18 protein-coding genes are annotated in these 26,199 nt (G+C 42.3%); 7 read left to right on the top strand and 11 right to left on the bottom strand.

All coding sequences use genetic code 11. From position 1 onward, the window contains the following. Position 1 precedes the first annotated feature (1 nt). Positions 2–1,435 (bottom strand): cytochrome-c oxidase, cbb3-type subunit I, encoded by a 1,434-nt coding sequence (gene ccoN, locus WA256_RS12345; protein WP_036967883.1) that lies wholly within the window; start codon positions 1,433–1,435, stop codon positions 2–4. Between the two features lie 346 nt (positions 1,436–1,781). Between ccoN and WA256_RS12340 the strand changes: the two genes are divergently transcribed. The 3 genes from WA256_RS12340 to WA256_RS12330 all read left to right on the top strand — a co-directional run bounded on the left by WA256_RS12340 (position 1,782) and on the right by WA256_RS12330 (position 6,868). Further along, positions 1,782–2,201 (top strand): hypothetical protein, encoded by a 420-nt coding sequence (locus WA256_RS12340; RefSeq protein ID WP_063529357.1) that lies wholly within the window; start codon positions 1,782–1,784, stop codon positions 2,199–2,201. 590 nt (positions 2,202–2,791) lie between these two features. Next, positions 2,792–5,383, top strand: coding sequence for a TonB-dependent receptor plug domain-containing protein (locus tag WA256_RS12335; RefSeq protein ID WP_055021040.1), 2,592 nt, complete (start codon positions 2,792–2,794; stop codon positions 5,381–5,383). A gap of 108 nt (positions 5,384–5,491) precedes the next feature. Continuing rightward, positions 5,492–6,868 (top strand): hypothetical protein, encoded by a 1,377-nt coding sequence (locus WA256_RS12330; RefSeq protein WP_138519623.1) that lies wholly within the window; start codon positions 5,492–5,494, stop codon positions 6,866–6,868. An 84-nt stretch (positions 6,869–6,952) separates the two neighbouring features. On the opposite strand, the gene WA256_RS12325 is transcribed toward WA256_RS12330, so the two are convergent. The 10 genes from WA256_RS12325 to WA256_RS12280 form a co-directional block, all read right to left on the bottom strand. Then, entirely contained in the window at positions 6,953–7,216 is a 264-nt protein-coding gene (locus WA256_RS12325; protein WP_055198739.1) for a hypothetical protein, read from the bottom strand. Positions 7,217–7,227: 11 nt separating this feature from the next. Beyond that, complete coding sequence (locus WA256_RS12320; protein WP_335991840.1) at positions 7,228–8,058, bottom strand: peptidoglycan binding protein CsiV; 831 nt, start codon at positions 8,056–8,058, stop codon at positions 7,228–7,230. Continuing rightward, a complete protein-coding gene (mfd, locus tag WA256_RS12315; RefSeq protein WP_335991837.1) occupies positions 8,058–11,531 on the bottom strand; it encodes a transcription-repair coupling factor in 3,474 nt (1,157 codons plus the stop codon). Before mfd ends, WA256_RS12320 begins: the two co-directional genes overlap by 1 nt. A gap of 29 nt (positions 11,532–11,560) precedes the next feature. Further along, positions 11,561–12,454 carry a carbon-nitrogen hydrolase gene (locus WA256_RS12310; protein ID WP_062565231.1) on the bottom strand — a complete coding sequence of 298 codons (894 nt, stop codon included), beginning with the start codon at positions 12,452–12,454 and terminating at the stop codon, positions 11,561–11,563. Continuing rightward, on the bottom strand, positions 12,447–13,505 hold the full coding sequence (locus WA256_RS12305; protein ID WP_269407755.1) for an agmatine deiminase family protein: 1,059 nt from the start codon (positions 13,503–13,505) through the stop codon (positions 12,447–12,449). Before WA256_RS12305 ends, WA256_RS12310 begins: the two co-directional genes overlap by 8 nt. A gap of 84 nt (positions 13,506–13,589) precedes the next feature. Further along, entirely contained in the window at positions 13,590–14,183 is a 594-nt protein-coding gene (locus WA256_RS12300) for a PilZ domain-containing protein (protein WP_058584935.1), read from the bottom strand. Between the two features lie 105 nt (positions 14,184–14,288). Beyond that, complete coding sequence (locus WA256_RS12295; RefSeq protein ID WP_335991832.1) at positions 14,289–17,462, bottom strand: efflux RND transporter permease subunit; 3,174 nt, start codon at positions 17,460–17,462, stop codon at positions 14,289–14,291. Positions 17,463–17,476: 14 nt separating this feature from the next. Next, positions 17,477–18,682 (bottom strand): efflux RND transporter periplasmic adaptor subunit, encoded by a 1,206-nt coding sequence (locus WA256_RS12290; protein ID WP_054561341.1) that lies wholly within the window; start codon positions 18,680–18,682, stop codon positions 17,477–17,479. Positions 18,683–18,884: 202 nt separating this feature from the next. Next, a complete protein-coding gene (locus WA256_RS12285; protein ID WP_335991828.1) occupies positions 18,885–19,577 on the bottom strand; it encodes a haloacid dehalogenase type II in 693 nt (230 codons plus the stop codon). 55 nt (positions 19,578–19,632) lie between these two features. Then, entirely contained in the window at positions 19,633–20,286 is a 654-nt protein-coding gene (locus WA256_RS12280; protein WP_335991825.1) for a peroxiredoxin-like family protein, read from the bottom strand. Between the two features lie 106 nt (positions 20,287–20,392). Between WA256_RS12280 and WA256_RS12275 the strand changes: the two genes are divergently transcribed. The 4 genes from WA256_RS12275 (at position 20,393) to WA256_RS12260 (ending at position 26,013) form a co-directional block, all read left to right on the top strand. After that, positions 20,393–21,268 (top strand): LysR family transcriptional regulator, encoded by an 876-nt coding sequence (locus tag WA256_RS12275; RefSeq protein ID WP_138519618.1) that lies wholly within the window; start codon positions 20,393–20,395, stop codon positions 21,266–21,268. 85 nt (positions 21,269–21,353) lie between these two features. Then, positions 21,354–21,914: an RNA polymerase sigma factor gene (locus tag WA256_RS12270; RefSeq protein ID WP_055021034.1), complete on the top strand. Its 561-nt coding sequence runs from the start codon at positions 21,354–21,356 to the stop codon at positions 21,912–21,914. Next, entirely contained in the window at positions 21,911–22,981 is a 1,071-nt protein-coding gene (locus WA256_RS12265) for a FecR family protein (RefSeq protein ID WP_335991818.1), read from the top strand. Before WA256_RS12270 ends, WA256_RS12265 begins: the two co-directional genes overlap by 4 nt. Positions 22,982–22,989: 8 nt before the next feature. Next, complete coding sequence (locus tag WA256_RS12260; RefSeq protein ID WP_335991815.1) at positions 22,990–26,013, top strand: TonB-dependent receptor plug domain-containing protein; 3,024 nt, start codon at positions 22,990–22,992, stop codon at positions 26,011–26,013. Positions 26,014–26,199 lie beyond the last annotated feature (186 nt).

The following is a 26,199-nucleotide window of genomic DNA, read 5'->3' as shown; positions in this document are numbered from 1 at the left end:
ATTATGCCAATTGTGCGTCAGCGTCTAATTGAAGCGAATCTTTCTTCGCTGCAATAGTACGATAAACGTTGTAAGCCATAATTAGCATACCTGTTACGATGAATACACCGCCTAGGAAACGCATGATATAGAACGGATACGAAGCTTCTAATGACTGTACAAAGCTGTACATTAACGTACCGTCTGAGTTTACTGCACGCCACATTAGACCTTGCATTACACCTGAGATCCACATTGCTACGATGTATAGAACAACACCAACAGTGTGTAACCAGAAGTGCGTGTTAACTAGTTTAACACTGTACATACGGCCTTGTGAGAATAGTGCAGGGATTAGGTGATAGATAGCACCGATAGAAATCATTGCAACCCAACCTAGTGCACCTGAGTGTACGTGACCTACAGTCCAGTCAGTGTAGTGAGAAAGCGCGTTAACTGACTTAATAGCCATCATTGGGCCTTCGAACGTAGACATACCGTAGAAAGATAGAGAAACAACTAAGAAACGAAGTACTGGGTCAGTACGTAGTTTATGCCATGCACCTGATAACGTCATGATACCGTTGATCATACCACCCCAAGATGGAACGAATAGGATAACTGACATAACCATACCTAAGCTTTGCGTCCAGTCTGGAAGCGCAGTGTAGTGTAGGTGGTGAGGACCTGCCCAGATGTATAAAGAAACAAGAGCCCAGAAGTGAACTACCGATAAACGGTAAGAATAAACAGGGCGACCTGCTTGTTTTGGTACGAAGTAGTACATCATACCTAAGAAACCAGCAGTTAATAAGAAACCAACAGCGTTGTGACCGTACCACCACTGAACCATTGCATCTACAGCACCTGCGTAGATAGAGTACGATTTAGTTAGTGAAACAGGAATTGCCATGCTGTTTACAATGTGTAAAACGGCAACAGTAATGATGAAACCAGCGTAGAACCAGTTCGCAACATAGATGTGCGATACTTTACGCTTGATTAACGTACCAAAGAATACAACTGCGTAAGTTACCCAAACAACGGCGATAAGAATATCGATTGGCCATTCAAGTTCTGCGTATTCTTTTGAGCTTGTGATACCTAAAGGTAAGGTAATCGCTGCTAGTACGATAACAAGTTGCCAACCCCAGAAGGTGAAGGCTGCTAGTTTATCTGAGAAAAGGCGCGTTTGACATGTACGTTGTACGACGTAATAAGACGTCGCAAAAAGTGCACTTGTACCAAATGCGAAAATTACTGCGTTCGTGTGTAACGGACGTAGTCGAGAGTAAGTTAACCATGGTGTATCAAAGTTAAGTGCTGGCCAAGCTAATTGGGCAGCAATCAGAACCCCAACACTCATGCCAACGATGCCCCAAATCACTGTCATAATAGCGAATTGGCGTACAACTTTATAATTGTACTCAGTTTGTGATGCTACTGTTTGGCTCATTTTCTGGCTTCCGCTGCAATAAATGCGTTTTAGAAATGAATTACCCACTTTTATTCAAAGTGGGGCCTACTATTACTTCACAAGCGTGTTACCTAAAGCCAACTTAGCGGTGCTAGCTTCAGAAAACAAACTCGAGAAACCCTTATTTTTGCGATGGAAATGATAAAATTTTTGACCTTAAAAAGATAGGTCAATTGCATAAAATTATGACATCAATCAAATTTTAGCGCTTTGTTGGTTATTTTTTGTCAGAGATTGTATTTTTATTAGCTTATTCCATCTAGCATGGTTGTCTTTTCGCGGGTAGCTCACTAGTATCCGCTTTTATTTTATACAGGCAAATAGAGTGCGAACTAGTTTTTTACCCGTTTTCCTTTTCAGTGTATTTTTAGCTGCATGTGATAGCCAAAGTATAGAAGAGGGCAGCACAAGTACAAGTTGTGAGAACAATAGTCATTGTTATTACCCTAATAATGCAGAAGTTTGGCTGAGCAACCCAGCTGTCAGCCCTGAGTTGCCTTTTGCAATCAACCTAAAGCTGCCGAAAGATGCTAAAAACCTCTCTGCAAAACTTGAAGGTGTAACTATGTATATGGGTTTTATTCCGCTGCAGTTTAAACAGAAAGGGCAAGTTTGGGTTGCTGATACTATGGTTGGCGCATGCTCTGAGCCTGTAATGACCTGGAAAATGATGCTCACTTATACTACTGGCGACAATCAACCACAAACCTTGCTTTATTATTTCGATTCACTGCAAACTCGATAACATCTTCCTTTATTATTGTTGATCACAGTTTTTGATTATTCAAAAGCTGTGATTGTCGTCATTCCTACGTCATCTTTTTCTACTTTAATGTTCTTTATTAGCCGTATCTTTATACGGTATTACAAATTGACGGAACAAAAACAAAAATTCTTCCTCTAATACACTGTTTAACGGGCTAACTTTGTCTATTTAGTTAATTTAAGTGAATAACTATGGTTAGCAGTCTTACCAAGCTTTTACGGTTTTTATAACGTTGTGTGATCAACTTGTAAAAATTTCATTTGTAGCACTAATAGGGCTTTAGTTACACTTGATTACAAAGTGCGTGCAATTGATTTCAATCGTGTTTTTTTTGCTACTTAATAATGTTACCTTACTGATATAAAGGTGTTTTTTTCTGTTAACATTGATACATCGTGAAACCTTATTACCCAAAATGGATACGCTATTTTGGGGTTGTTTTTTCTTTAACCTGTCATTCAGTTTTCGTTCAGTTAACTGAGCCTAAGTTGCCCTCCGCTGACTCGTGATTCTAATAATAACGAGCGCTACCTAACTAAAGGTAAATTTCCAACAAGTAGGGTTTTCACATGAAAAAATCAATTCTTGGTTTAGCTGTTGTTTCAGCAATCCCAATGTTCTCAAGCATGCAAGTTTTAGCTGCTGATGATGCAGCAGAGTCTATTGAAAAAATTCAAGTTACAGGTTCTCGCATTAAGCGTACCGATATGGAGACGTCTAGTCCTGTAACTTTAATTGGTGCAGATGACATCAAAGCAATGGGTGCATCAAGCATCGATGGCGTTCTACAAAAAATGACTGCAGCAAGCGGTGCGATGACTAACCCTGCTGTTAACAACGGTTCAGGCGGTAACGCACGTGTTGACCTACGTGGTTTAGGCGCACAACGTACTCTAGTACTAGTAAATGGTCGTCGTATGATCAACTCTGGTACTGGCGCAGCATCTACTGTTGACTTAAACACAATCCCAGTATCAATGATCAAGCAAGTTGAAGTACTTAAAGACGGCGCATCTGCTGTATACGGTACTGACGCGGTAGCTGGTGTTGTTAACATCATCTTAAAAGACGACTTCGAAGGTCTAGACATGAACCTTAACGGTGCTATCACTGGTGAAGGCGATGCAGACGAAACGTCTTTCGATATCACAATGGGTTCAAGCTTTGACCGTGGTAACGTTGTAATTGGTTTACAATACACAGACCGTGGTGATGCTTCTCAAGCAGACCGTGATTTCTCTGATTGTCCAATCGAAGAAGATTACGAAAACGGTAGCTTCTACTGTGGTGGTTCTTCTTACACGCCTTTCGGTCACGTTTGGGCTGAAAATGCAAGCTTACAAGGTCAAGCAGACGGCGAGTGGCACGACTTCACTTCAGCTGGTGATGCTTACAACTACTCAGCAACAAGCTACCTTTACACGCCAATGCGTCGTTTAAACCTAACAGGTATCGGCCACTTTGACGTAACTGATGAAACGCGTTTAGTTTCTGAGTTCACTTACTCTAAGCGTTGGTCAACTCAACAAATGGCTCCACAGCCAGTATGGTTTGACTTCACTTACGATGCAGACGCAATGGGTGACTCACTTCTTTCTCACGGTGTAGCTGACGGTGAAGACATCTCTTACGGTCGTCGTATGACTGATGTTGGTCCTCGTGGTTATGAGCAAGTTGTTGACACTGTACGTGCAGTAATCGGTCTTGACGGTGCATTCGACAACGGTTGGGGCTGGGATACTTCAGTAGTATTCGGTCGTAACGACTCAGTTGACCGCGCAACTAACCTACTTAACATGGGTTCAATCCAAGACGCAATCGAAGAGGGTACTTTCAACCCACTTAACCAAGCTGATTGGTCAGGTAGCAACCTTGCACAGTACAACTACACTGAAAACAACTCAGGTGGTAGCCAATTATTAGTTCTTTCTGCTGGCCTTAACGGTGAAGTAATGGAACTTCCTGCTGGTTACGTTGGTTTCGCTGCTGGTATCGAGCGTCGTGAAGAAAAAGCGTGGTACGTTCCAGATTCACTAACTTCACAAGGTCTTGCAAATGACCCACGTGTTGAACCAACTGGTGGTCGTTTTGACGTAAACGAAGCTTACGTTGAATTCGCTGTTCCACTTCTAGCTGACGCACCATTTGCTCAAATGGTTGACTTAAGCGCTGCTGTTCGTGCATTCGATTACAGCACATTTGGTTCAGATGAGACTTGGAAACTAGGTCTAACTTGGCGTGTAAACGACGAACTAATGCTACGTGCTGTTCGTTCAACTGCATTCCGTGCTCCTACAGTATCTGAGCTTTACCAAGGTAAATCACCTTCATTCGAACAAGTTAACTTCCCTGGTGCACAAGACCAAGCTGAAGTAACTGTTGGTGGTAACGACCAATTAACGCCAGAGCTTGCTGATACAGTAACTGCTGGTTTCGTATACGCTCCAGAATGGTTCGACGGTTTCTCAATGACTGTTGACTACTACGAAATCGAAATTGAAAACTCAATTTCAAGCGTAAACAACCAGTACATCGTTGAAAATTGTCTTGATGCTTCTACTGGCGCATACAAGAACCAAGATACTGCACTATGTCAGTCTTCTGCAATCAACTTCAACCAAAGCACTGGTCGCATTAGCTTCAACAACCAATTACAAAACATTGGTAATGAATCTACTAAAGGTTACGACGTAAACTTCAAGTATGCATTTGAAGCTGCAGGTCTTAACTGGCGCACAGGTCTTGATGTAACTATCCTTGATGAGTACATCGTTGATTCAGGCACAAGCACAATCGATTACACAGGTCTTGTAACTTCAGGTATCGGTAGCTACGCAAAAGTTAAGTCTAACTTCACTCTTAACGCGTCTGGCGACAACTGGGATGCACAATACCAAGCACGTATGATCGACGGCCTAGACAGCTACGCATGTCTTGCTGACGACAGCGAGTGTCTAGTACCAAGCGTTGGTACTGTTGTATACCACGACATCAGCGGTTCATACATCCTGAACGACACAGTGTCATTCTCTGCAGGTGTTAACAACTTATTCGATAAGCAAGCACCTTACTACTCAGGTAACAATGACTCAAACACTGACCCGTACACATACGATGTACTAGGTCGTCGTTTCTTCGCTGGTATGAACATCAAGTTCTAATCTAGTTTGAAATGATTACTAAGGCCCAGTTTTTACTGGGCCTTTTTTATTGTCTGAAAGCCTATCAACGCGTAAACTATAGAGGTACTTTTAACAAACGAGGTGATATTGCTTAAACAAGACGAAAACTTATCTTTTATTATTGAGCCTGAGCTTAAACCACGCACAGAGCAACGACTCGACCTGTATTTCTCCATTCCGAATGAAATGAGTGTTAATCCACAAACACTTAGCGAAGAATCTTTCTTTAACAACAATTTTAAATCGCACCTTGCGTATAACGCTAACAACATTCACTTACCTTTAGTTAGAAGCCGCTTTGTTAGTAAAAACAAAGGTGAACAGCAAGATTATCGGCAAAACTTAAACCTATATTGTTATCAAGTTCGACTCGCGCTGAATGCCGATATTAAAGACACCCTAAAGCACCAAGAAGCTGAAGAGTTTTACCCTGCAGCCATTGAGTTGTGCGAGCAAACCAAAGGTTTGTTAAAAAAACTAAGACGCTACACCCCAGATGACGAAAAGCTACTGCCATTTTATAAAAACGCTGATAACTACTTAAGCTGGCATGTAGAGCAGTCATTTTTAAAACTACTTGATGAAGGGCCGCGCAGTAGTGATTTTGCAAAAGAGCGCAGTGAGCTATTAGAGTTTTGCAAAAATGAAAACAGTTACCGTGAAGAGCAAGAATATAACTCGCAATCAACACTTGAAGATGCCAACCGTATCACCAACAAAATGCGCCTATTACAACGTTTGATTGAGCATGGAGTGGTGCTTACACGTAGCACGCGTCACTTAAACAGTTATTTAAAACGTATGGTAAAGGGCACGGTGACCGCTGTGATCATGGCCTTTGTGATGTTGGTTGTGTTAAATGCTCGTTCAAACTTTACCGAAGTAACAGCGACGTTGATTTTGATCTTGGGTGTTATTTATGGTCTTCGTGAAATATTTAAAGAAGACATAACACGGGTGATCTGGCGAGCTATCGTACGAGGGCGACCTAAATGGCGCTTTCAATTTAAAAATAGCATTACTAAAGACAAAATTGCCAGCCAATACATTTGGCTTGAATACACCAGTTTTAAACGCCTGCCTAAAGCGGTAAGAAGAATTTTTTCGAAGCGACGTCATCAAAATAAACAGGCTGCTCAGTGGCTGCATTTTGCAAGCGAAACACAAGTTAACGCTAAAGAGTTTTTACCTGGCTACGATACCTTGCAACAAACCATGCAATTTAGCTTGGCACCGTTTGCTCGTTATTTAAAGCGGGGTGAAGGTAAGCTCTATCATCTAGATAGCAATAAAATCTCTAAGAAAGCCGTAGAGAGGCGTTATCAGTTAAATGTGGTATTAGTGTTTACACAAAGCGAAGATGAAACTTTGTATCAGCGCTACAAGATTACGTTAAATCGCAGCAAAATTGTTAATATTGAGCGTATTTACTCACAAACTGACATTCTGAAAGATGAAAGATGAAAGATGAAAGATGAAAGATGAAAGATGAAAGATGAAAGATGAAAGATGAAAGATGAAAGGGTGGCCTTGGCCACCCATTTCGGTTTATTTAGCGTCTAAACCTGTTTTGCTGTAAAGCGACACTTTGTCTGATACTAGCGTAATTTCGATGTTTTTATCTTTGTTACCCCAGATACAGTTAGTGTGTAGTGTCTTTTCTTCACACTTATCAGCTGAACCTAAAATAGCTTCAACCTCAGTTTTATCCATACCAATTTCAATTTTTTCGTAGTTCTCTAAATTTACTTTTGAGCAACCAGCTAAAGTAAGTGCCGCAGCCGCTGCTGCAATTGCCATATATTTTTTCATAATTGTATCCATTAATGGTTGTAGCGTCTTATTTGTACGATCATCCCCATACGTGGGTGATCAAAATAATGTATCTCGTTACTAATCACACGTTTAAATTGTGAAAAACGAGCTTTTTCGTAATCACCTGTTTCTAAGCGCTGACTAATATCAAAATCTGCGTTTATAAATAGGTAGTGACGAACATAAATCTTCATTAAACCGTCTAATTCCCATTCAGGCACATTTTTCACCTGATCGGGAATGTAGCGCTCAGTAGGGCCGACTAAACTAATAAAATCATTGTTTTCTTCTACTGGACTTGCGTGTTTTGCTAAGTGATCGCCGGCAAAGAGGCGGATGCTAGGTGCTCTTTTTTCACTCATTTCAGGAAAACGCCAGCCCGTGTGTAAAATTGGGGTTAAGCCTTTTCTATCAAGCTGATTTTTTTGTTCAACAAACTGTAATTGCTCTGGCGCCATTAAATAAATTTCGTCAGTGTCTTCACGGGGTTCAACAACGGGGGTCACAGGCAGTTGACTATAGCTAGCTAAAAAATCAACACTGTCATCACACACGTTTGAGTGAGGATTGCTATTGACTAAAGAATCCGTGAAAGAATCACTGCGAAAGCGGCTATCGCCTTCAATACAAGCCTGTTTCGCTTGTGCTGTGTATGCAGGAGATAATAGATCTTTGCTACGCTTAGCCTTTATTTCATCGTGTTTTAGGCTGAAATCTTCCTGTAAGTAGGGGGCTGGGCGCTGTTTATAAATAAGAACTTCTATTTCGAACCAACGTGCTGCAAATGACGAGCTTGTAAATAAGCAACAAAGCAGTAGTAAACTATTTCTAAACAACATTAATGGCTAACCTTTTTTTCGAAATCTGCAATCATTGCAGTGACCATTTTTAAGCGTTCGCGAGCGTTGGCTTCGCTAATTGCAAAGCGCAGTTTATTTGCGCCATCCATTTTATACACCTGCGGTGCACTTTGTATCAAACCTATAATGAAGCTAGGGTTAACCTTTGTATGCTGGCTAAACTCAAAATAACCGCCTTTCGGGTTTGCTTCAATCTTCTTAATACCAATATTACTTGCTTGCAGTTTTAATTGTTGCAAACTGAATAAGTTTTTCGTGGCGTCAGGCAGTAGACCAAAACGGTCAATCAGCTCTACCTGTAACTCGTCCATATCATTGAGGTTAGCACAGCTTGCAATGCGTTTATAGATACCTAAACGTACGTTTACATCATGAATATAATCATCAGGTAATAACGCTGGCAGCTTTAAGTCCACTTCGGTTTGTTGACCGAGCAAGTTCTCAAGGGTTGGCTCTTTACCTTCTTTGAGGGAGTTAACCGCTTGCTCAAGCATTTCCATATACAAACTAAAACCTATGGTTTGCATTTGACCTGATTGATCATCACCAAGCAGCTCACCGGCACCACGAATTTCTAAATCATGAGTTGCGAGCGCAAAGCCTGCACCAAGGTCTTCCAGTGACTCTATCGCTTCAAGGCGTTTAACCGCATCTTTACTAAGTGATTTAGGGTTACCAGTCAGTAGGTAGGCATACGCTTGGTGATGGCTACGGCCAACACGACCACGTAACTGATGCAGTTGTGCCAGACCCAGCTTATCTGCTCTATCCATAATAATGGTGTTGGCAGTGGGCACATCGATACCGGTTTCGATAATAGTGGTACACACAATCACGTTATATTTTTGGTGATAAAAATCACTCATAATTTGCTCAAGCTCGCGCTCTCGCATTTGACCATGTGCGGTTGTTACGCTGGCTTCAGGTACCCACTCACTGATTTCTTCAGCAACTCGGTCTATGGTTTCAACATTATTATGTAAGAAGTACACCTGACCACCGCGTTTAATCTCACGCAGAATTGCTTCGCGAATTAGTTCAGCATCTCTTTGTCTAACAAAGGTTTTAACCGCTAAACGTTTTGCAGGCGGTGTAGCAATAATTGACAGGTCACGCATACCGCTCATTGCCATGTTTAATGTACGTGGGATAGGGGTTGCTGTGAGCGTTAAAATATCGACATCGGCACGTAATGCTTTTATTTTTTCTTTTTGACGCACCCCAAAACGGTGCTCTTCATCAACAATCAATAAGCCTAAATCTTTAAAATGAATATCTTGTTGAATAAGCTTGTGAGTACCAATTACGATATCTAATTTACCCTCAGCCATTTTATCTAGGGTGTCTTTTTGCTCTTTGGTTGAGTTAAAGCGCGATAAAACACCCACCTCAATTGGTAAATCGGCAAAACGGTCTTTAAAGTTTTCATAATGCTGCTGTGCAAGCAGTGTGGTTGGTACCAGTACCGCAACTTGCTTGTTATCGTTAACAGCAACAAAGGCTGCGCGCATTGCCACTTCGGTTTTACCAAAGCCAACGTCACCACACACTAAACGGTCCATCGCTTGCTTACTTTGCATATCACCGAGCACAGACTCAATGGCGTTGCGTTGATCGTCAGTTTCTTCAAATGGGAAGCTGTCGCTAAACTGACGATAAGCACTGCCATCAAGCTTAAATTTATTGCCAGGCTTTGCTTGGCGTTTAGCGTAAATATCTAAGAGTTCAGCAGCCACATCACGAACTTTTTCGGCGGCACGTTTCTTGGCTTTTTCCCACGCATCAGAGCCTAATTTATGGAGCGGGGCAGAGGCTTCTTCGCCACCTGAATAGCGGCTCAGCATATGTAACGCAGAAACAGGCACGTATAGTTTTGCCTCGTTAGCGTAGATGATCGTAACAAATTCAGTGATCACACCGGCTGCATCAATGGTTTCAAGGCCTTGATAGCGGCCTACACCATGATCAAGGTGCACAATCGGCTGGCCTTCACGTAGCTCAGCAAGGTTACGAATAAGCGCATCTTGGCTGGCTTCGTATTTATGTTTACGGCGTCGACGCTGCGAGACCTTAATGCCTAATAATTCTTGCTCTGTGATAATAGTTAAACGCGGCTTACCGTCTAGCACCACACTTTGCTCAAGTGGCGAAACAATTAGGCCAACATCACTTGAACTATTGGTAAAATCGCTAAACGATTCAAACTCTCTAAGCTTTAAACCACTTGGCTTTAATAAAGTGAGTAATGATTCGCGGCGGCCATCCGATTCAACCGAGAGCAGCACGCGGCCTTTTTGTTTCTTCTCACTGGCAACATAGTCAATTAAACCTTGGTACGGTTCATGTAACTTATGATCAATACGAACATTTGGCAGCTCTTTACTAGCAAGGTTGGTGTGACCCGCTTTGGTACCTAATTTTGCTTGCGATAAACGAATACGTGCATATTTACCAAATTCACCAAATAGCTCATTCACGCTTTGATACAGCTTTACAGGTTCAAGTAAAGGCCTGAGCGGATCAACACGGCGGTTTTCATAGCGTACATTCACATCATGCCAAAACTGATCAGCAGCATGTTCAATATCGCCAAAATGCATAAAGGTTGTATTGCTTGGTAGGTAATCGAAGATGGTTGCCAATTCATCAAAAAACAGTGGCATGTAATATTCGATACCGGCAGGCCAGGTTCCTTTAGTCACCTGCATATAAATTGAGTCTTGTTCAGAGCTTGCGCCAAATTGTTCACGATAGTTGATACGAAAACGCTCAATGTCTGAGTCGTTAGTTGGAAACTCGTGAGCTGGCAGTAGCTCAATTTTGTCGACCTTTTCATCTGAGCGCTGGCTTTCAACATCAAATAAGCGAATGCTGTCGAGCTCATCATCAAAAAAGTCTAAACGGAATGGGTGTGGGCTACCCATAGGGTATAAGTCAACGATAGAGCCGCGAATCGCGTATTCACCGTGCTCCATCACTTGTTGTACATGTAAATAGCCCGCTTGTTCTAAGTTTTCACGCAGTGTGTGGGTATCTAGGGTATCGCCCACTTTAAAGTTAAGGGTTGAACCATAAATAAACGAAGCAGGGGCAGTACGTAGCATCAAGGTCGACACTGGCACGATTAATACGCTTTGTTGTTCTTTTTTTAAGGTATTTAACGTGGCTAAGCGCGCCGAAATAATATCTTGATGCGGCGAAAAATGATCATAAGGGAGTGTTTCCCAGTCAGGGAAGACCATGACTGGGTTTTCAGGCAACAGAAATTCGAGTTCAGTTTCAAGGCGTAGGGCGCTTGGTGTATCTGGGGTGACAATCACAACCAGATCGTTGTGTTGCTTTACACCTTCTGCGATGGCGATGCTAAGCCCGCTACCGGTAAGTTGTCCCCATTGAATCTTATCTTTTTCAGATTTTACCCAAGGCAATGCTGCCCATTGCGCAAACGCCATTTACTACTCCTTTAAACTGTTTTTACTGCTTAGTCTCGATAAATCTTGGTTAAGTCCTGATAGTGATCGATACGACGATCACGAAGGTAAGGCCAAATTCGACGTATGTTTTCACTACGCGCTTGGTCTAATTCAACAACTAATAATTGCTCATCGCTGTTGTTTGCTTCGGCTAAGATTTCACCTTGAGGGCCCGCGATAAACGAGTTACCCCAGAACTGAATACCTTCACTTTGACCGCTTGGATCACTTTCGTGACCAACACGGTTACAGCTGATCACCGGTACGCCGTTGGCTACTGCATGAGCGCGTTGCGAAATAACCCAGGCGTCTTTTTGACGTGTTTGCTCGTCTTCTTCATCGCGCGGGTCCCAGCCAATGGCTGTTGGGTAAATTAAAATTTCAGCACCGGCCATTGCCATTAAGCGTGCAGCCTCTGGGAACCACTGATCCCAACACACTAATACGCCTAGTTTACCAACAGAGGTTTGAATAGGCTCAAAACCTAAATCACCCGGTGTGAAATAAAACTTCTCGTAAAAACCTGGGTCATCAGGAATATGCATTTTACGGTATTTACCGGCAATGCTGCCGTCAGTTTCAAGTACCACAGCAGTATTGTGATAAAGCCCTGTAGCGCGCTTTTCGAATAATGATGACACGATCACCACATTGAGTTCTTTGGCAAGTGCACCTAAGGTGTCTGTGCTTGGACCCGGGATTGTTTCTGCTAAATCAAAAACGTCTACATCTTCGGTTTGGCAAAAATACAAGCTACGGTGTAGCTCTTGAAGAACAATAAGCTTAGCGCCTTGGCTTGCTGCATCCCGAATACCAGCAATTGATTTTGCCATATTGTCTTGGCCATTATCGGTGTTTGATTGCTGAACAAGAGCAACCTTTAAATGCGTTGGTTTAGTCATTGTTTGTTCCTGCTAAAAAGCCGCGCGGTAATTGCATTGTAATACAGTGTAAGCTGCCAAATTGGTGAATAATTGGCACACAATTAATACCCACAACAGTGTGATCTGGGTATGCTTTGGCAACCTGACCAAGCGCCAGTTGGTCGTTTTCGTCACCATAAATTGGCACTAAAACGGTTTTATTGATAATTAAATAATTAGCGTATGTGGCAGGTAATCTGTCACCATCTTCATCGAACACAGCTTTTGGCCAAGGTAAGGCAATCAGCGTGTAGTTTTCACCCTCTGCTGTTTTAAATGATTGCAGTTGCTTTTCCATTGCATCAAGGGCTGCAAAGTGCTCATCATCTTTATCGTCGCACTTAACATAAACAAGCGTATTGTTCGGGGCAAAACGTACCAGCGTATCAATATGGCTGTCGGTATCATCACCTGCAAGGTAACCGTGATCAACCCAAAGAAACGACGTAGCGCCCAGTTGCTCAACCAGCGTTTGTTCTATATCTGCCTTTGTGAGTTCTGGGTTACGATTTGGGTTTAATAAGCACTCGCTGGTTGTAAGTAGCACGCCGTGTTCATTGATCTCGACGCCACCGCCTTCAAGAACCAGATCACTTTGCTGATAACCATTTTTAGGGCTCGCGACTTGATTTACAAGTACTTGATTAATTTGATTATCAAGATCACTTGCAAACTTATTGCCCCAACCATTAAAAATAAAATCCATTACTTTCAATTGAGTTGCGTCATCAATATTTGCACAGGTCAATGGGCCATGGTCACGTGCCCAAGTATCGTTACACGGTGTCACCACAAAGTGAATGCGATTAGCATCAACCTCTGCATTTGCAAGTAAAGCTGCAATATGTGCTTTGAGAGCATTATCATGGGCCACAATCACAACATCTTGTTGTTGGCTTATTGCTTGGCAAAGTGCTACATACACAGGCTCAACAGCGGTTAAATTTGCTGCCCAATCTGTGTCTTGATGAGGCCAAGTGAGCATAACGGCATCTTGCTCAGCCCATTCAGGTAAAAGTCTAAATTTCATGAAGGTATTAAACAAACTAAGGTGGGGCTAGTTTAGCATTTTAGCCATAGATGTCAGCTTTTTGTGCGCGATAAAGCGTGATTTTTAACTGTCTTGCTGATTGTTTTCTTGCTGACGTTTTTTAAGTTGGCGTGTTTGTGCGTGCAGGGCTGCTCTTACGACTAAATCTTGGTCAGCATCGCGAATGGCAGTAAACAATAATGTGTATTGGTATTTATCATCATCACATTTTTCAATAGCCACTAATTCGGTATAGCAATAAATGGCAGATGCTTCGTGCTGCAAGAACAACTTAGTACGAAATGTTTGCCCTAATTCATACACATCAGCTGAGGTAAGTTTTACACCACCACCGCCATAACTATCGCAATAGTTTGCGTTATCGTCAGGCTGCTCTGAGGCTAAGATGTGACTCATGATTAAATCAATTTTACGAGACTGCGCCTGTAAAAAGGCCGCGAGTTCTTGTGCAACATCACCCAGATTACGCAGTGGTCTTAAGCTTGTTTGTTCAAGTTCGTTCACTTCGTTGGCAAGTTTAAATAGGGCAGGGATATCCGCTTCGAGTTCAGCATTGGTTTTTGGCACAGCACTTGGTTCAACCGCATATAAATTGACACGGTTGCTCTCGTTGATTTGAAAATACTGTTCAAATTCGGCTAATTTTTGATTATTCATGCTGTACTCCACACATCTTTCCTTAATACTAGCGTTCGAAGCAGTAAATTGCTAGTAATCAAATAATCAAAAAAAAGGGCAAACTCATTGTTTGCCCTTCATTTTTTACAGGTTACCCTCTTGGGTTTTGACATGTTCTTGTTGATGATGTTCTGCTATTTCATCAGCAAGCTCTTGTCTTGAACGTTTTTCAGTTAACTTACGCGCCGTTAACCAATAGAAGAATAGCGGCACAAAGAATACAGCAAGGAATGTCGCTGCCATCATACCGCCCATTACACCGGTACCAACACTGTGACGGGCACCTGCACCTGCGCCAGAGCTAAGTACTAAAGGTACTACGCCTAAAATGAATGCAAGCGAAGTCATAATGATTGGTCGAAAACGTAAACGTGCAGCCTCAAGTGCAGCCGTACTTGCGCTCCAGCCTTGTTGATGTTTCATCAAGGCGTATTCAACAATAAGAATCGCGTTCTTACTGGCAAGACCAAGTAGTGTTACCAGACCAATTTGGAAGTACACATCGTTTGTCATGCCAACAACCCAAACCGCTATAAGCGCACCAAAGGTACCAAATGGCAGGGCAAGCATCACAGACAGTGGTAGTGACCAACGCTCATATAGCGCTGCTAGAATCAAAAATACCATGATCACAGCAAGGCCTAAGGCAATCCCAGTGGTGCCTGAACTGCGTTTCTCTTGGAATGCAGAGCCTGTCCACTCGTAGGTCATATTAGGTGGTAATACTGCTTGTGCAATACGTTCAACTTCAGCAATAGCTTGACCTGAGCTGTAACCCGGCGCTGCATTACCCATCAGTTTAACAGCAGGTAAGTTGTTATAACGATTTAGGTTTTCTGGGCCACGGCTATACTCGATAGTGGTAAAGGCTGAAAGCGGCACCATAGTACCTTGATTGTTTTTAACATAGATACGGCCAATGTCATCAGGCTTCATTCTAAATTCAGCCTCTGCAGACATTAGTACTTGCCATGCGCGACCAAATTTATTGAAGTCGTTAACGTAATAAGTACCTAAGTTACCTGCAAGGGCAGTGAACGCATCATCAATCTCTACACCCATTGCACGTGCTTGTTCACGGTCAACATCAACACGTAGCTGAGGTGCATCAGGGCGCCAAAGTGTTTGCAGACCACTGATGATAGGGCTCTTTTGAGCTTCAGCTGTCATCAACTGCATTGCATGTTGAAGTTTGTCTGGGTCGCTATCACCTTTGTTTTGAATATAAAACTCAAAGCCACCTGTGTTACCTAAACCAAAAATAGCCGGAGGGTTAAAGGCAAGAACGAGCGCCTCTTTAATACCTGCTGTTTTCATGAAGAGCTCTTGCACCAGTGCCTTGGTATCAACTTCACGCTCATCCCAATGCTTTTGTGTCACGAATAAGGTTGCAGCGCTGTTTTTGTAACCACCGCCAATAAAGTCAAAACCGGTAAACGCCACTACGTTTTCGTTCGCAGGGTTTGATTGCACGGCCTCAACAACTTGCTGTGTGACTTGCTCTGTGCGTTCAAGTGACGAACCGTCAGGTAAGAAGATTGCAGAGATGTAATAACCTTGGTCTTCATCTGGCACAAGTGAACCAGGGGTGTTTTGCCAAAGGCCAATCGTTGCTGCAATCATACCTGTCATTAAGATCAGCCCTAACAGACCACGGCGCACCATAAATCCAACAGCACCTACGTAACGGCTGGTGATCTTGGTAAACATGTCGTTAAACCATAAGAAGAAGCGGGCAGTTTGCTTGTGTTCTTGTTTTAAAATAAGTACACAAAGCGCTGGCGTCATGGTTAATGCAACGACACCGGATAAACTTACAGCAATTGAAATAGTAATAGCGAACTGGCGGAATAGCTCACCAGTTAAGCCACCTAAAAACGCAATTGGCACAAACACTGAACAAAGTACTAAAACAATTGCCACCACCGGGCCGCTTACTTCGCCCATCGCTTTAACGGCGGCGTCTCTGGCACCTAGGCCTTCTTCGTGCATGATACGCTCAACGTTTTCAAGTACCACGATGGCATCATCAACAACAATACCAATCGACAGCACCATACCGAATAAGGTGAGAGAGTTAATTGAGTAACCCAGCATATACATGCCGGCAAATGTGCCCAGTAGTGATACAGGCACTGCAAGGGTTGGAATAAGCGTTGCGCGCCAGTTTTGTAAGAATAAATACACCACTAAGAATACCAATACCATGGCTTCAAGTAGTGTTTTTACAACTTCACGGATTGATACTTCAACAAAGCGGGTTGTATCGTATGACGTTAAATGTGCAAGTCCGGTCGGGAACTGGCTTTTCATTTCTTCAATAACACTGTTTACTTCTTCAGCTACATCAAGAGCATTTGCTCCTGGTTGCAAGAAGATACCTAACAGTACCGCTTCTTTACCGTTAATCGTTCCTTTGAAGTTATAGTCTTTTGAGCCGAGCTCAACGCGGGCTACGTCTTTTAAGCGTAAGCTACTACCGTCTGTGTTTGAACGAATAATGATATTTTCAAATTGCTCAGGCTCAGACAAACGCCCTTGTGCAGTGACACTATAAACCAGCTCTTGTGGAGATTGTGTAGTAGGCGTCGCACCAATTTTACCTGCCGCATATTGTGAGTTTTGTACGCGAATTGCCCCTGCAATTTCTTCAACAGTAACACCTAATTGGCTCATTACATCAGGGCGCAACCAAATGCGCATTGCGTAATCTTTGGCACCAAAAATTTGTACACTGGTAGTGCCAGGAATGCGTTTAACACGGTCAAGTACGTTCATAGTGACATAGTTTGATGTCCATAAACTCGAACGTGTTCCATCTGGTGAGTAGAAGGCATGAACTTGTAAAAAGCTAGAAGAACCTTTTTGAACTACCACACCTTGGCGGCGTGTTTCTTCAGGTAAACGGGCTTCAACCTGCTTAACACGGTTGTTTACGTTTACAGCTGCTTGGTCAACATCAGTGCCAATTTCAAAAGTAACTTCGATGGTGGTTGAACCTGCACTGGTTGACGTTGAAGACATATACATCATGCCTTCAACACCGGTAATGGCATTTTCAATCGGTGTGGCAACCGTTTGCTCAAGTACATCGGCAGATGCACCTGGGTAGGCTGCGGTTACTTGTACAACCGGTGGTGCTATTTCAGGATATTGCGCCACAGGTAAGCTGCGCATCGCAGCAAGGCCGGCAAGCACAATAACAATAGATATAACAAACGCAAAAATGGGTCTGTCTATAAAGTAACGAGAAAACATAAGACTCCCTGTGCTTATTCTGCGTGGCTTGGGTTAGCGGCAGGTTGGCCAACATTGACTGGCATACCCGGGAAGAAAATACGTGCCATGCCATCAACAATAACTTGGTCGCCTTCTTTTAAACCACTGCGAATTAACCAAAAGTTTTGGTATTGCTCGTTTTCTGGTTTTTTGATCCATTCACCTACAGTAACAGGGGCAGGTAAAGCGACATCCATACCTTGCTCGTTTTTACTTACTACATAAACAAACTTACCAGTGCCGTTATCAAGTACTGCACGTTGCGGAACGATGAAAGCGTTTTTGCGTACTGCACCACTTAACTCAACGCGCACGAATTGGCCCGGGCGAAGTTGAAAATCAGGGTTAGGAATAATTGCCTGAAACTCACTGGTACCTGTGTTTGGATTAATACGCACATCAGAGAAGTTAACTTCACCGGTTTGTCCGTATAAAGAGCCGTCTTGAAGTTTAATTTGTGTTTTCCAGTGGCCTTGCTCAGGTAAAGTCAGTGAGCCATTTTTAACATCTTGACGCATTTGCAGTTGTTCACGCTCAGATAAGCCAAAGCGAATACGAATAGGGTCGAACTGAGTCATTTGAGTCAGTAATAAATCTGGTCCAGAAACATAGGTTCCTTCAGAAACAAACTCACGTCCCATTACACCTGCGACAGGGGCTTTTACTTGCGCATATTCAAGGTTTAGTTGCGCTTCTTTTAAGGCAACTTTTGCAGCGGCTAAATCAGTTTTAGCAATATCATTGGCTGAGCTTGCGTTATCGTAATCACGTTGTGAAACAGACTTTTCGGCACGTAGTTTAGCTAATCGTTTAACGTCACGATCGGCTTGAACAAGCGCTGCTTTTGCACCATCAAGTGCTGCTTGCGCACGATCAACCGCAAGTTGATAAGGTTCAAGGTCAATTGTAAACAGTGATTGGCCTTGCTCTACACGCTGACCTTCTTCAAAGTTGCGTGATTCAAGAATACCGGTAACACGGGCACGAACTTCAACTTCTTTTGAACCAGACAACGTCGCTGGCAGCTCAATAGTGAAAGGGGCATCGTGTGTTTCCATTGTCATAGTCGCGACAGCAGCGGGGTGCATTTGACCCTGTTGTTGCTGTGGCGCTTCAGAACAACCTTGCAGTAGCAAAGGAGCAGAAACTAATAACAACGCAGATAATGATAATTTGGCAGGTGCGAAAGGCAGACGCATGTTTACTCCACAGTCCAATTGTTAAGTAGGTATGCATAAAAAATAGTCTATTAGCATGAAAGACGTCACTATGCATATTCATTTAGCGTTTAGTTTATACCCAAAAAAGAGAAAGGTACACCCTGTAGTTTACTTTTTTGTTAGGCGCAAAAAAACGCAAAACATTTTCGCTTTGCGTTGATATAACGGTTTAAATCGTTTTTTACTTTTGAGCCAGTAATAAGGCTAACTCTTCAAGGTTTTTAACAATGTAGTCTGGTTGCTTTGCCAATGGGTAAAGCGCTTTACCGGGCCTTGCGATAAACGCTGTTTGCATACCCGCTTGTTTAGCGCCTGCAACATCCCAGCCGTGCGCCGCAACCATCAAGGCTTCGTGAGGCGCTACATTTAATTGTTCAAGCAACCACTTGTAAGCGCGCAGATCGGGTTTATACACTTTAATATCTTCAACACTGTAACGGTGAGTAAAGTAATCTGTTAAACCAGCATGTTGGAACTGCGCTTTTACACCGTTATTTGACGAATTTGTGAAGCTGACCAGTTTATAGTCTTGCTTTAATTGCGCCAACGCTGGTTTAACATCAGTATGGGCAGGTAAAGATAAAAGCGGTGGCACAATCGCTTGCTTTGCTTGCTCTTTAGTTAACGAAATTTGATTATTACTTGCCACCATCATCAGTGCAGCAACGCCAATTTCACCAAAGTCATGATAATCATTCGACACCGTACTCACTAAGGAATGATGCAGCATGGTCGAAAACCAAAGCGGTAATAGCTGGGTATTGCCATCAAGCGCTTTAGCGACTGAGTTTTGCATTTGTTCAAGATCAAGCAAGGTTTCGTTGACATCAAACACAATTACTTTTGGTTTTGCTTGGTGTTGAGACTCTGCCATTGTGCCTCCTGAGTAAGTTAGGGTTACCAATAAAACTAGACTAAAAAATGCTTTTTTAAACATGGTTTAGTGCCTTAACAGCGTTAAGAACATCTAAAGGCTCTGCTCTAAGTGTGTAATCTTCTTGAGCAAATGCAAATTGAATCACTCCTTGGCTATCAATAACATAGGTTGCTGGTAGTGGTAATTCGTAGCTTTCGTCACCATTGGCTTTTGGAATATCTAAACCAAGTTGATGGTAAACAGGGATTAAGCGTTCATCTAAGGTGAATACCAAGCCACACTTTTTAGCCAAAGAGTTAGACACATCAGAAAGCACCGTATAAGCCAGCTCGTTTTGCTGTTGAGTAGACAGTGATTCATCAGGTAACTGCGGCGAAACAGCAACTAACTGTGCATTTTGATCAGCAAATGCTTGTTGCATATTGTTAAGCGCGCGAAGCTCTAAATTACAATACGGGCACCAACCACCACGGTAAAAACTCAGTACAAGCGGGCCTTTCGCTAGCAATTCTAATGAGCTGATTTGTTTGCCCTTGCTGTCGGGTAATTCAAATGCTGGAAACTTATCACCGACGTTTAAAGCATGTTTACTTAACTGTTCTGCAATCAGTTTTTCAGTCGTGACATCCATCAAATTTAAGATATCAGCTGGGACATTGGCTTTCTTTTGCACTTCAAATGCGTCGATTTGGGTTTTTAAAGACATACATACTCCAATCATTTTTTACAATTTGTAGCAAGTATAGAGTTTTAAATTTTTATATATACAATACAAAACTGAAACCTAAATTCGAAAATGTTGAATCAAAGCCATGTACAGTTTATGTGATTTAGAAACCTTTATTGCCATAGTTGAAAACCAAGGTGTGGTTGCCGCTGCTAAAGCTCAGGGCCTCTCACCTGCGACGGTAAGTCATCGCTTAAGTAAGTTAGAAAAAGCATTAAGTACTGTATTGTTGTTTCGTGACAGTCGGCGAATACGCTTATCGCCTGCAGGGGAGTTGTTTTATCAACGAGCTGGTGCCATTTTAGAAGCTTTATATGATGCTGAGCATCAAATTGGCGCAAGGGGTTCAGCAGTGTCAGGGCTTTTACGAGTCACTATGCCGCCTTGGGTCTTTTCGAAATTTGTGATGCCTGATCTTGGCCACTTTGAACAGCAATTTCCCGACTTAAAACTCGATTTTATGATTACAGATCAATTTGTGAATATTGTGGATGATGCCCAAGATGTGGCTATTCGGGTAGGTCAGTTGGCAGATTCAAACCTGCTTTCTCGTAAGCTTGTTAGTAACTCTCGTATTTTGTGCGCAGCACCGAGTTATATTGAAAAATATGGGCAACCTAAATCGGTGGCTGATCTTAAAGACCATTACTGGGTGTGTTTGCCATGGCAGCGACAGCTTAAATTTAACGAAGGCGGGCAAATAGTTAATTATAATGCGAGAACGCGTTTTACTGTATCTAACTCAGATAACATGACACAGGCGGCGATTGCAGGCCATGGCATAGCGATTAAATCTTATATTGCAATTAAAGATGACTTAGCCGAAGGGCGGTTAATCGAAATACTCCCTAATAGCCTCGTAGATGCTGACGCGCCAGTGTGGTTTTTAAAACCACAAAACAGCCTAGTGACGCGCAAAACAGAGGTTTTTTATGAGTTTATGAAATCTTTGTTTACCTAAGGTACAAAAACTTAACAAATGGCTTGTAATTAAACTGAAATCTCGTACCCTAAAGCAATAAAAATATAATAAAGGTGAGTTAAGGATGACAGATCAAACTGGGGTTATCACCGCTTTTACCGAGATATCGAGCAAGCTTAGGCGCTTTGTATCACGTATCGTCAGCCCTGATGATGTAGAAGATATTGTGCAAGAGACGTTTATAAAAAGTTATGAAGCTGATCTTAAGCAAAATATCGAATATACTCACAGTTACATGCTGAAAACGGCTAAGCATTTGGCGCTTAATCATATCGCTAAATGGGACAATAAATACAAAGAATCGTTAGATGAACAACAGCAGGTTGAGCATCACATGCGTTCAATGGCACTTGAAGATGAAGTGACTTCTAAAGAGCGTTTTTTGTTTTTTTGCCGAGTGACTAACGAATTAAGCCCTCAGGTTAAAAAATGTTTTATCTTAAAAAAAGTCTATGGCTTAAGCCAAAAGGAAATTGCAGCTAAAATGAGTCTTAGCGAAAGTACTGTTGAAAAACATATAGCCAAAGGCTTATTACATGTTCACCGAGCAATGAAATCACACGACGTACAACCACAGGCATTTACCCCAACCACAGAGTTCACTGCAAAAGAGGTGAACAAATGAGTAATGTTCATCCATTTTCATCAAAAGACATGATTCAAGAGCAGGCGAGTCAATGGATCAGTGCAATTGATCGTGGCCTATCTAAAGATGAAGTAAGCCAATTACATTTGTGGGCTCATCAAAGTGCAGCTCATCAAGAGGCATTGTTTGAACTTGCGACCTTATGGGATGAAATTAGTGTACTTAATGAGTTAAGTAGTTTGTTTCCTTATAAAGCACCGCAAAAACAACCAGCAGTGTTTGGTATGGCAACCGCTGCCAGCTTTTTAGTGGCAATGCTGCTTGGTTCTATCATGCTTATTTATTCAAGCTATTGGCAAAGTGAAGAAAACGATTACGCCAAATTTAGCAAAATTTACCGAACCAAAGTGGGTGAGCAAGCTGAATTTGTGTTACCAGACAGCACTATTGTTCAGCTTAATACCAATACTAAACTCGAAGTTGCCTATTCAGGCGATCGCCGGCAGTTGATTTTGAGCCGCGGTGAAGGGCGCTTCAATGTTGCCAAAGATCCGAGCCGTCCTTTTACGGTTATTGCTGGTGATAAATCATTTACTGCACTTGGTACAGTGTTTAATGTTCAGCGAAATACCGCTTCAGACTTAGAGCTAGTGGTGACTGAGGGCAAGGTGATGATTGCTGATCCGAGTACTCACGTTGATGCTAGCGACTTTAATCGTTTAAAAGATGCCTCAGATAACAGTGCAGATATTAAAGCACTTCGCGCTAATGTTGTTGTATCTGGTGAGAAAGCACTGATAAAACAAAGTAAAACTGAGCCAATTAAGCAGTTATCGGTTGATGACGTACAACGTGATTTGGCATGGCAACAAGAAATGCTGATTTTTAATGGCGAGTCTTTAGGCGAAGCACTGCAAGAAGTAAGTCGTTATACTGCCACACGTTTTGAATTAAATGATCCAGAACTTGCCTCATTAAAAGTGGCTGGTGTATTTAAAACTGGCGACATTAAAGGTTTGCTTGATTCTTTACAGGCCAACTTAGGTGTAGAACATCAACGTTTAGGTGAACATCGTGTTAGCTTAACTATCGCTGCAAAAGGTTAGTTCTGCCCATGAGAATACGCCAATGTAATGATGTTAATTGTGCGCCACCTTCTCGTCACAAAAAATTAATTAAAAAAAAGTTAAATTTACATAGCGGATTTTTCTTCCTCACTTGTTTGTTTAAATTGCGCAGTAAGCAATTGCCGTTGTTACCTGCCACTTTTGTTATTTATGGCCTCACAGCAGGCCAAGTAGCAATAGCGGCTGAAAAACATATGCTGCAATTTGACATCAAAGCGCAACGAGCTGATTTGGCGTTAATCGAATTTGCAAAGCAAACCGAACAAACAGTCATTTTTTCTTTCGAATTAGCAAAGCAATATCAAGCGCAATCTGTATTTGGTTTTTACACCAAACTTGATGCACTGAATGCGATGCTAGAAGGCACTGAGCTCGATGCGGTTGTTGATCAACAAGGCTTGCTGAGTATAAAACTCAAACAAGTAGATAGGATAGATAATAACATGATCAAAGTATCAGGGGTCAGCGCTGCAGTCGTGCCATTACTGCTTGCCGCCAATACGCAAGCGTTAGCAGAAGATCAATCAGCAGAACAAAACATCGAAAAAATTGCCGTTGTCGGTAGCCGTGTAGCAGGACGCTCGGTTGAAGATTTACCGGTTCCGGTTGATATTTTAAGTGCCGAAGCACTCGAGAATACAGGTCAAACAGAAGTAGGCCGTATGCTTCAGGCCATTGCACCGTCTTTTAACTTTTCAAGCTCGTCTATCAGTGATGGTACTGATGCACTTCGCCCTGCAACATTACGTGGCTTAGGGCCAGATCAAACCTTAGTTCTTATCAATGGTAAACGCCGTCACCAAGCGAGCCTTATTCATATTAATACGTCAGTAGGTCGTGGTACGGCGGGTACCGACATGAATGCTATTCCTGCTGCTGCAATCAAACGTATTGAAGTATTACGTGATGGTGCTGCTGCGCAATATGGTTCAGATGCCATTGCAGGTGTTATTAATATCGTATTAAAAGATGCTGAAGAGGGCGGTAAAGCGGCAATTAATTACGGTGAGTATTCAGAAGGCGATGGCGAAACTGTGACTGTTGATTTCAACAAAGGTTTTGCTTTAGGTGACGAAGGTTATTTAAATACCACAATCAACTACCGTGACCGTGCACCGACAAACCGTGCAGGTCTTCATGGTTCATGTCAATTTTACGGCTGTACTGAACTTGATGATGGTACGCTATTAGCAGGCGACCCACGTGAGTTAACAGCACCTCGTGATACGTTTAGAATTGGTGATGCAGATTCACAGCAATTTGCTCTAACCGTTAATACTGGCTATGAGCTTGCTGGTGGTGAGCTATATGGCTTTATCACTTATTCAAATCGTGAAAACGAATCAGCAGCGTTTTTCCGTCACAACGCTAATGCTAATGGTAACCCTGTATTACAAGATGGTGATGCAACCATTCCTATGGGTTTCTTACCAAAAATTAATACTGTCATTGATGATGTGTCTTATAACTTTGGTTATAAAAAATCGTTCGATAATGACTCAAGCATTGATTTATCGTACACCTACGGTGAAAACAGCATTGATTACACAACCAGTGACACTATCAATGGCTCTTACGCTAACTACCTTCGCTATGACCAAGGTTTAACGGCTGATGAAATTCGTGCCACTATTCCGCGTTCAGCATATGCATATGGTCTTGAATTATCACTGCAAACTTTAAACCTTGATTACACTAAAGATTACGACAACTTCTCATTAGCACTAGGTGCTGAGCTTCGTACCGATGAGTTCCGTATTCTTGAAGGTAGCGAATACGCATACCGTGATTACGACACTGTTGATGGTATGAGCATCTATTCTGGCTTGAATGGCGGGGTTGGTAGTGTTGACGCTGCAAGCGGCACGCAAGGTTTTGGTGGTTCAGATCCGGCATCATCAGTTGATGAGTCGCGCGATGTAATCTCATTCTATATGGATGCAGAAACCTATGTTATCGATGATGTAATTATTTCAGGTGCGGTACGTTACGATAACTACAAAGGTTTTGGTGACACAGTTAACTTTAAGTTAGCGGGTAACTGGTCTGTCACTGAAGATGTGTCTTTACGTGGTGCATTAAGCACTGGTTTTAGAGCACCTTCTATGCAACAACTTTACTTTAATAACGTAAGTACTCAGTTTGTTGTAGGTGATGATGGCAGCTTAGTGGCTGAGCAAGTAGGTACGTTCAGAAACGACAGTACTTTAGCGCAATCAATTGGTATTCCTAAGCTAAAAGAAGAAAAATCACAAAACCGTAGTTTAGGTATTGTGTATAACGTTACCGACAATATCAATTTAACCATTGACTACTACTCGATTGATATCGACGACCGTATCGTTATTTCAAACCGTTTAGGTAAAGGTTTATCAGATACGCTAGATGCTGCACTTGAAAGCTCAGGCGCAGGTGCGGGTCAGTTCTTCTTAAACGGAGCAGACACAGAAACAGAAGGTGTTGATTTAGTTGCCACATGGAACACAGAAGGTCTTGGCGGTACGCTAGATTTCACCTTTGCTGCTAACTTCACTAAAACTGATGTGGTTGATTTATTCACGCCATCAGGCAGTGGTCTTGAGACTATTCCAGTAGAAGATGTGTTTTCTGCCCAAGAAACATCAATTATCGAAGAATGGCAACCAGAAGACCGCATTAACTTAAGTGCGCTTTACCGTTTAGAAGATTGGACTGTAAACCTATCTCTAAACCGTTACGGCGAATACACAGTTGAAGATGGTGGTCGTCAAACATACGGTGCTGAAATCTTAACTGATGTTAAAGTTAACTACTTCTTTAACGAAAACCTGTCATTTAACATTGGTGCAAATAACTTATTTGATGTTTACCCAGATAAGAACACCATTGGTAATTCACGCTCGGGTACGATTGTTGACGCTAGCGGCAACACAATTGTTTCAAGCCCAGGTGTATTCACTTACTCACGTCGTTCAGCACCATTTGGTTTTAACGGTGCGTACTACTACGTAGGTGCAGAGTACAAGTTCTAAACTCCCTTTAGATTCCTTTATTATTTAACTTGCAAAGGGCCGTTAGGCCAATGCCAGTCAGTTAAGCTGACTGGCATTTCTTTTTTTATGTGGGTACTTTGATGGCTTAGGCTTTATCGCTCTTGGGTATCGCCTATCTTCTCTTCTAGGTGGCAGTTTAAATAGTCTCAGCGTACCTAACAGATG

Source organism: Pseudoalteromonas sp. CH_XMU1449-3 (assembly GCF_037027245.1).
GTDB classification, from domain to species: domain Bacteria; phylum Pseudomonadota; class Gammaproteobacteria; order Enterobacterales; family Alteromonadaceae; genus Pseudoalteromonas; species Pseudoalteromonas shioyasakiensis.
The sequence above is the reverse complement of the archived record's forward strand: the minus strand, read 5'-3'. Positions and strand labels throughout refer to the sequence as shown.

Excerpts from the sequence above, each read along its gene's own strand:
- ccoN (WP_036967883.1), bottom strand. The coding sequence starts at position 1,435 with ATGAGCCAAACAGTAGCATCACAAACTGAGTACAATTATAAAGTTGTA.
- WA256_RS12335 (WP_055021040.1), top strand. The coding sequence starts at position 2,792 with ATGAAAAAATCAATTCTTGGTTTAGCTGTTGTTTCAGCAATCCCAATG.
- WA256_RS12325 (WP_055198739.1), bottom strand. The coding sequence starts at position 7,216 with ATGAAAAAATATATGGCAATTGCAGCAGCGGCTGCGGCACTTACTTTA.
- WA256_RS12320 (WP_335991840.1), bottom strand. The coding sequence starts at position 8,058 with ATGTTGTTTAGAAATAGTTTACTACTGCTTTGTTGCTTATTTACAAGC.
- mfd (WP_335991837.1), bottom strand. The coding sequence starts at position 11,531 with ATGGCGTTTGCGCAATGGGCAGCATTGCCTTGGGTAAAATCTGAAAAA.
- WA256_RS12310 (WP_062565231.1), bottom strand. The coding sequence starts at position 12,454 with ATGACTAAACCAACGCATTTAAAGGTTGCTCTTGTTCAGCAATCAAAC.
- WA256_RS12305 (WP_269407755.1), bottom strand. The coding sequence starts at position 13,505 with ATGAAATTTAGACTTTTACCTGAATGGGCTGAGCAAGATGCCGTTATG.
- WA256_RS12300 (WP_058584935.1), bottom strand. The coding sequence starts at position 14,183 with ATGAATAATCAAAAATTAGCCGAATTTGAACAGTATTTTCAAATCAAC.
- WA256_RS12295 (WP_335991832.1), bottom strand. The coding sequence starts at position 17,462 with ATGTTTTCTCGTTACTTTATAGACAGACCCATTTTTGCGTTTGTTATA.
- WA256_RS12290 (WP_054561341.1), bottom strand. The coding sequence starts at position 18,682 with ATGCGTCTGCCTTTCGCACCTGCCAAATTATCATTATCTGCGTTGTTA.
- WA256_RS12285 (WP_335991828.1), bottom strand. The coding sequence starts at position 19,577 with ATGGCAGAGTCTCAACACCAAGCAAAACCAAAAGTAATTGTGTTTGAT.
- WA256_RS12280 (WP_335991825.1), bottom strand. The coding sequence starts at position 20,286 with ATGTCTTTAAAAACCCAAATCGACGCATTTGAAGTGCAAAAGAAAGCC.
- WA256_RS12275 (WP_138519618.1), top strand. The coding sequence starts at position 20,393 with ATGTACAGTTTATGTGATTTAGAAACCTTTATTGCCATAGTTGAAAAC.
- WA256_RS12270 (WP_055021034.1), top strand. The coding sequence starts at position 21,354 with ATGACAGATCAAACTGGGGTTATCACCGCTTTTACCGAGATATCGAGC.
- WA256_RS12265 (WP_335991818.1), top strand. The coding sequence starts at position 21,911 with ATGAGTAATGTTCATCCATTTTCATCAAAAGACATGATTCAAGAGCAG.
- WA256_RS12260 (WP_335991815.1), top strand. The coding sequence starts at position 22,990 with ATGAGAATACGCCAATGTAATGATGTTAATTGTGCGCCACCTTCTCGT.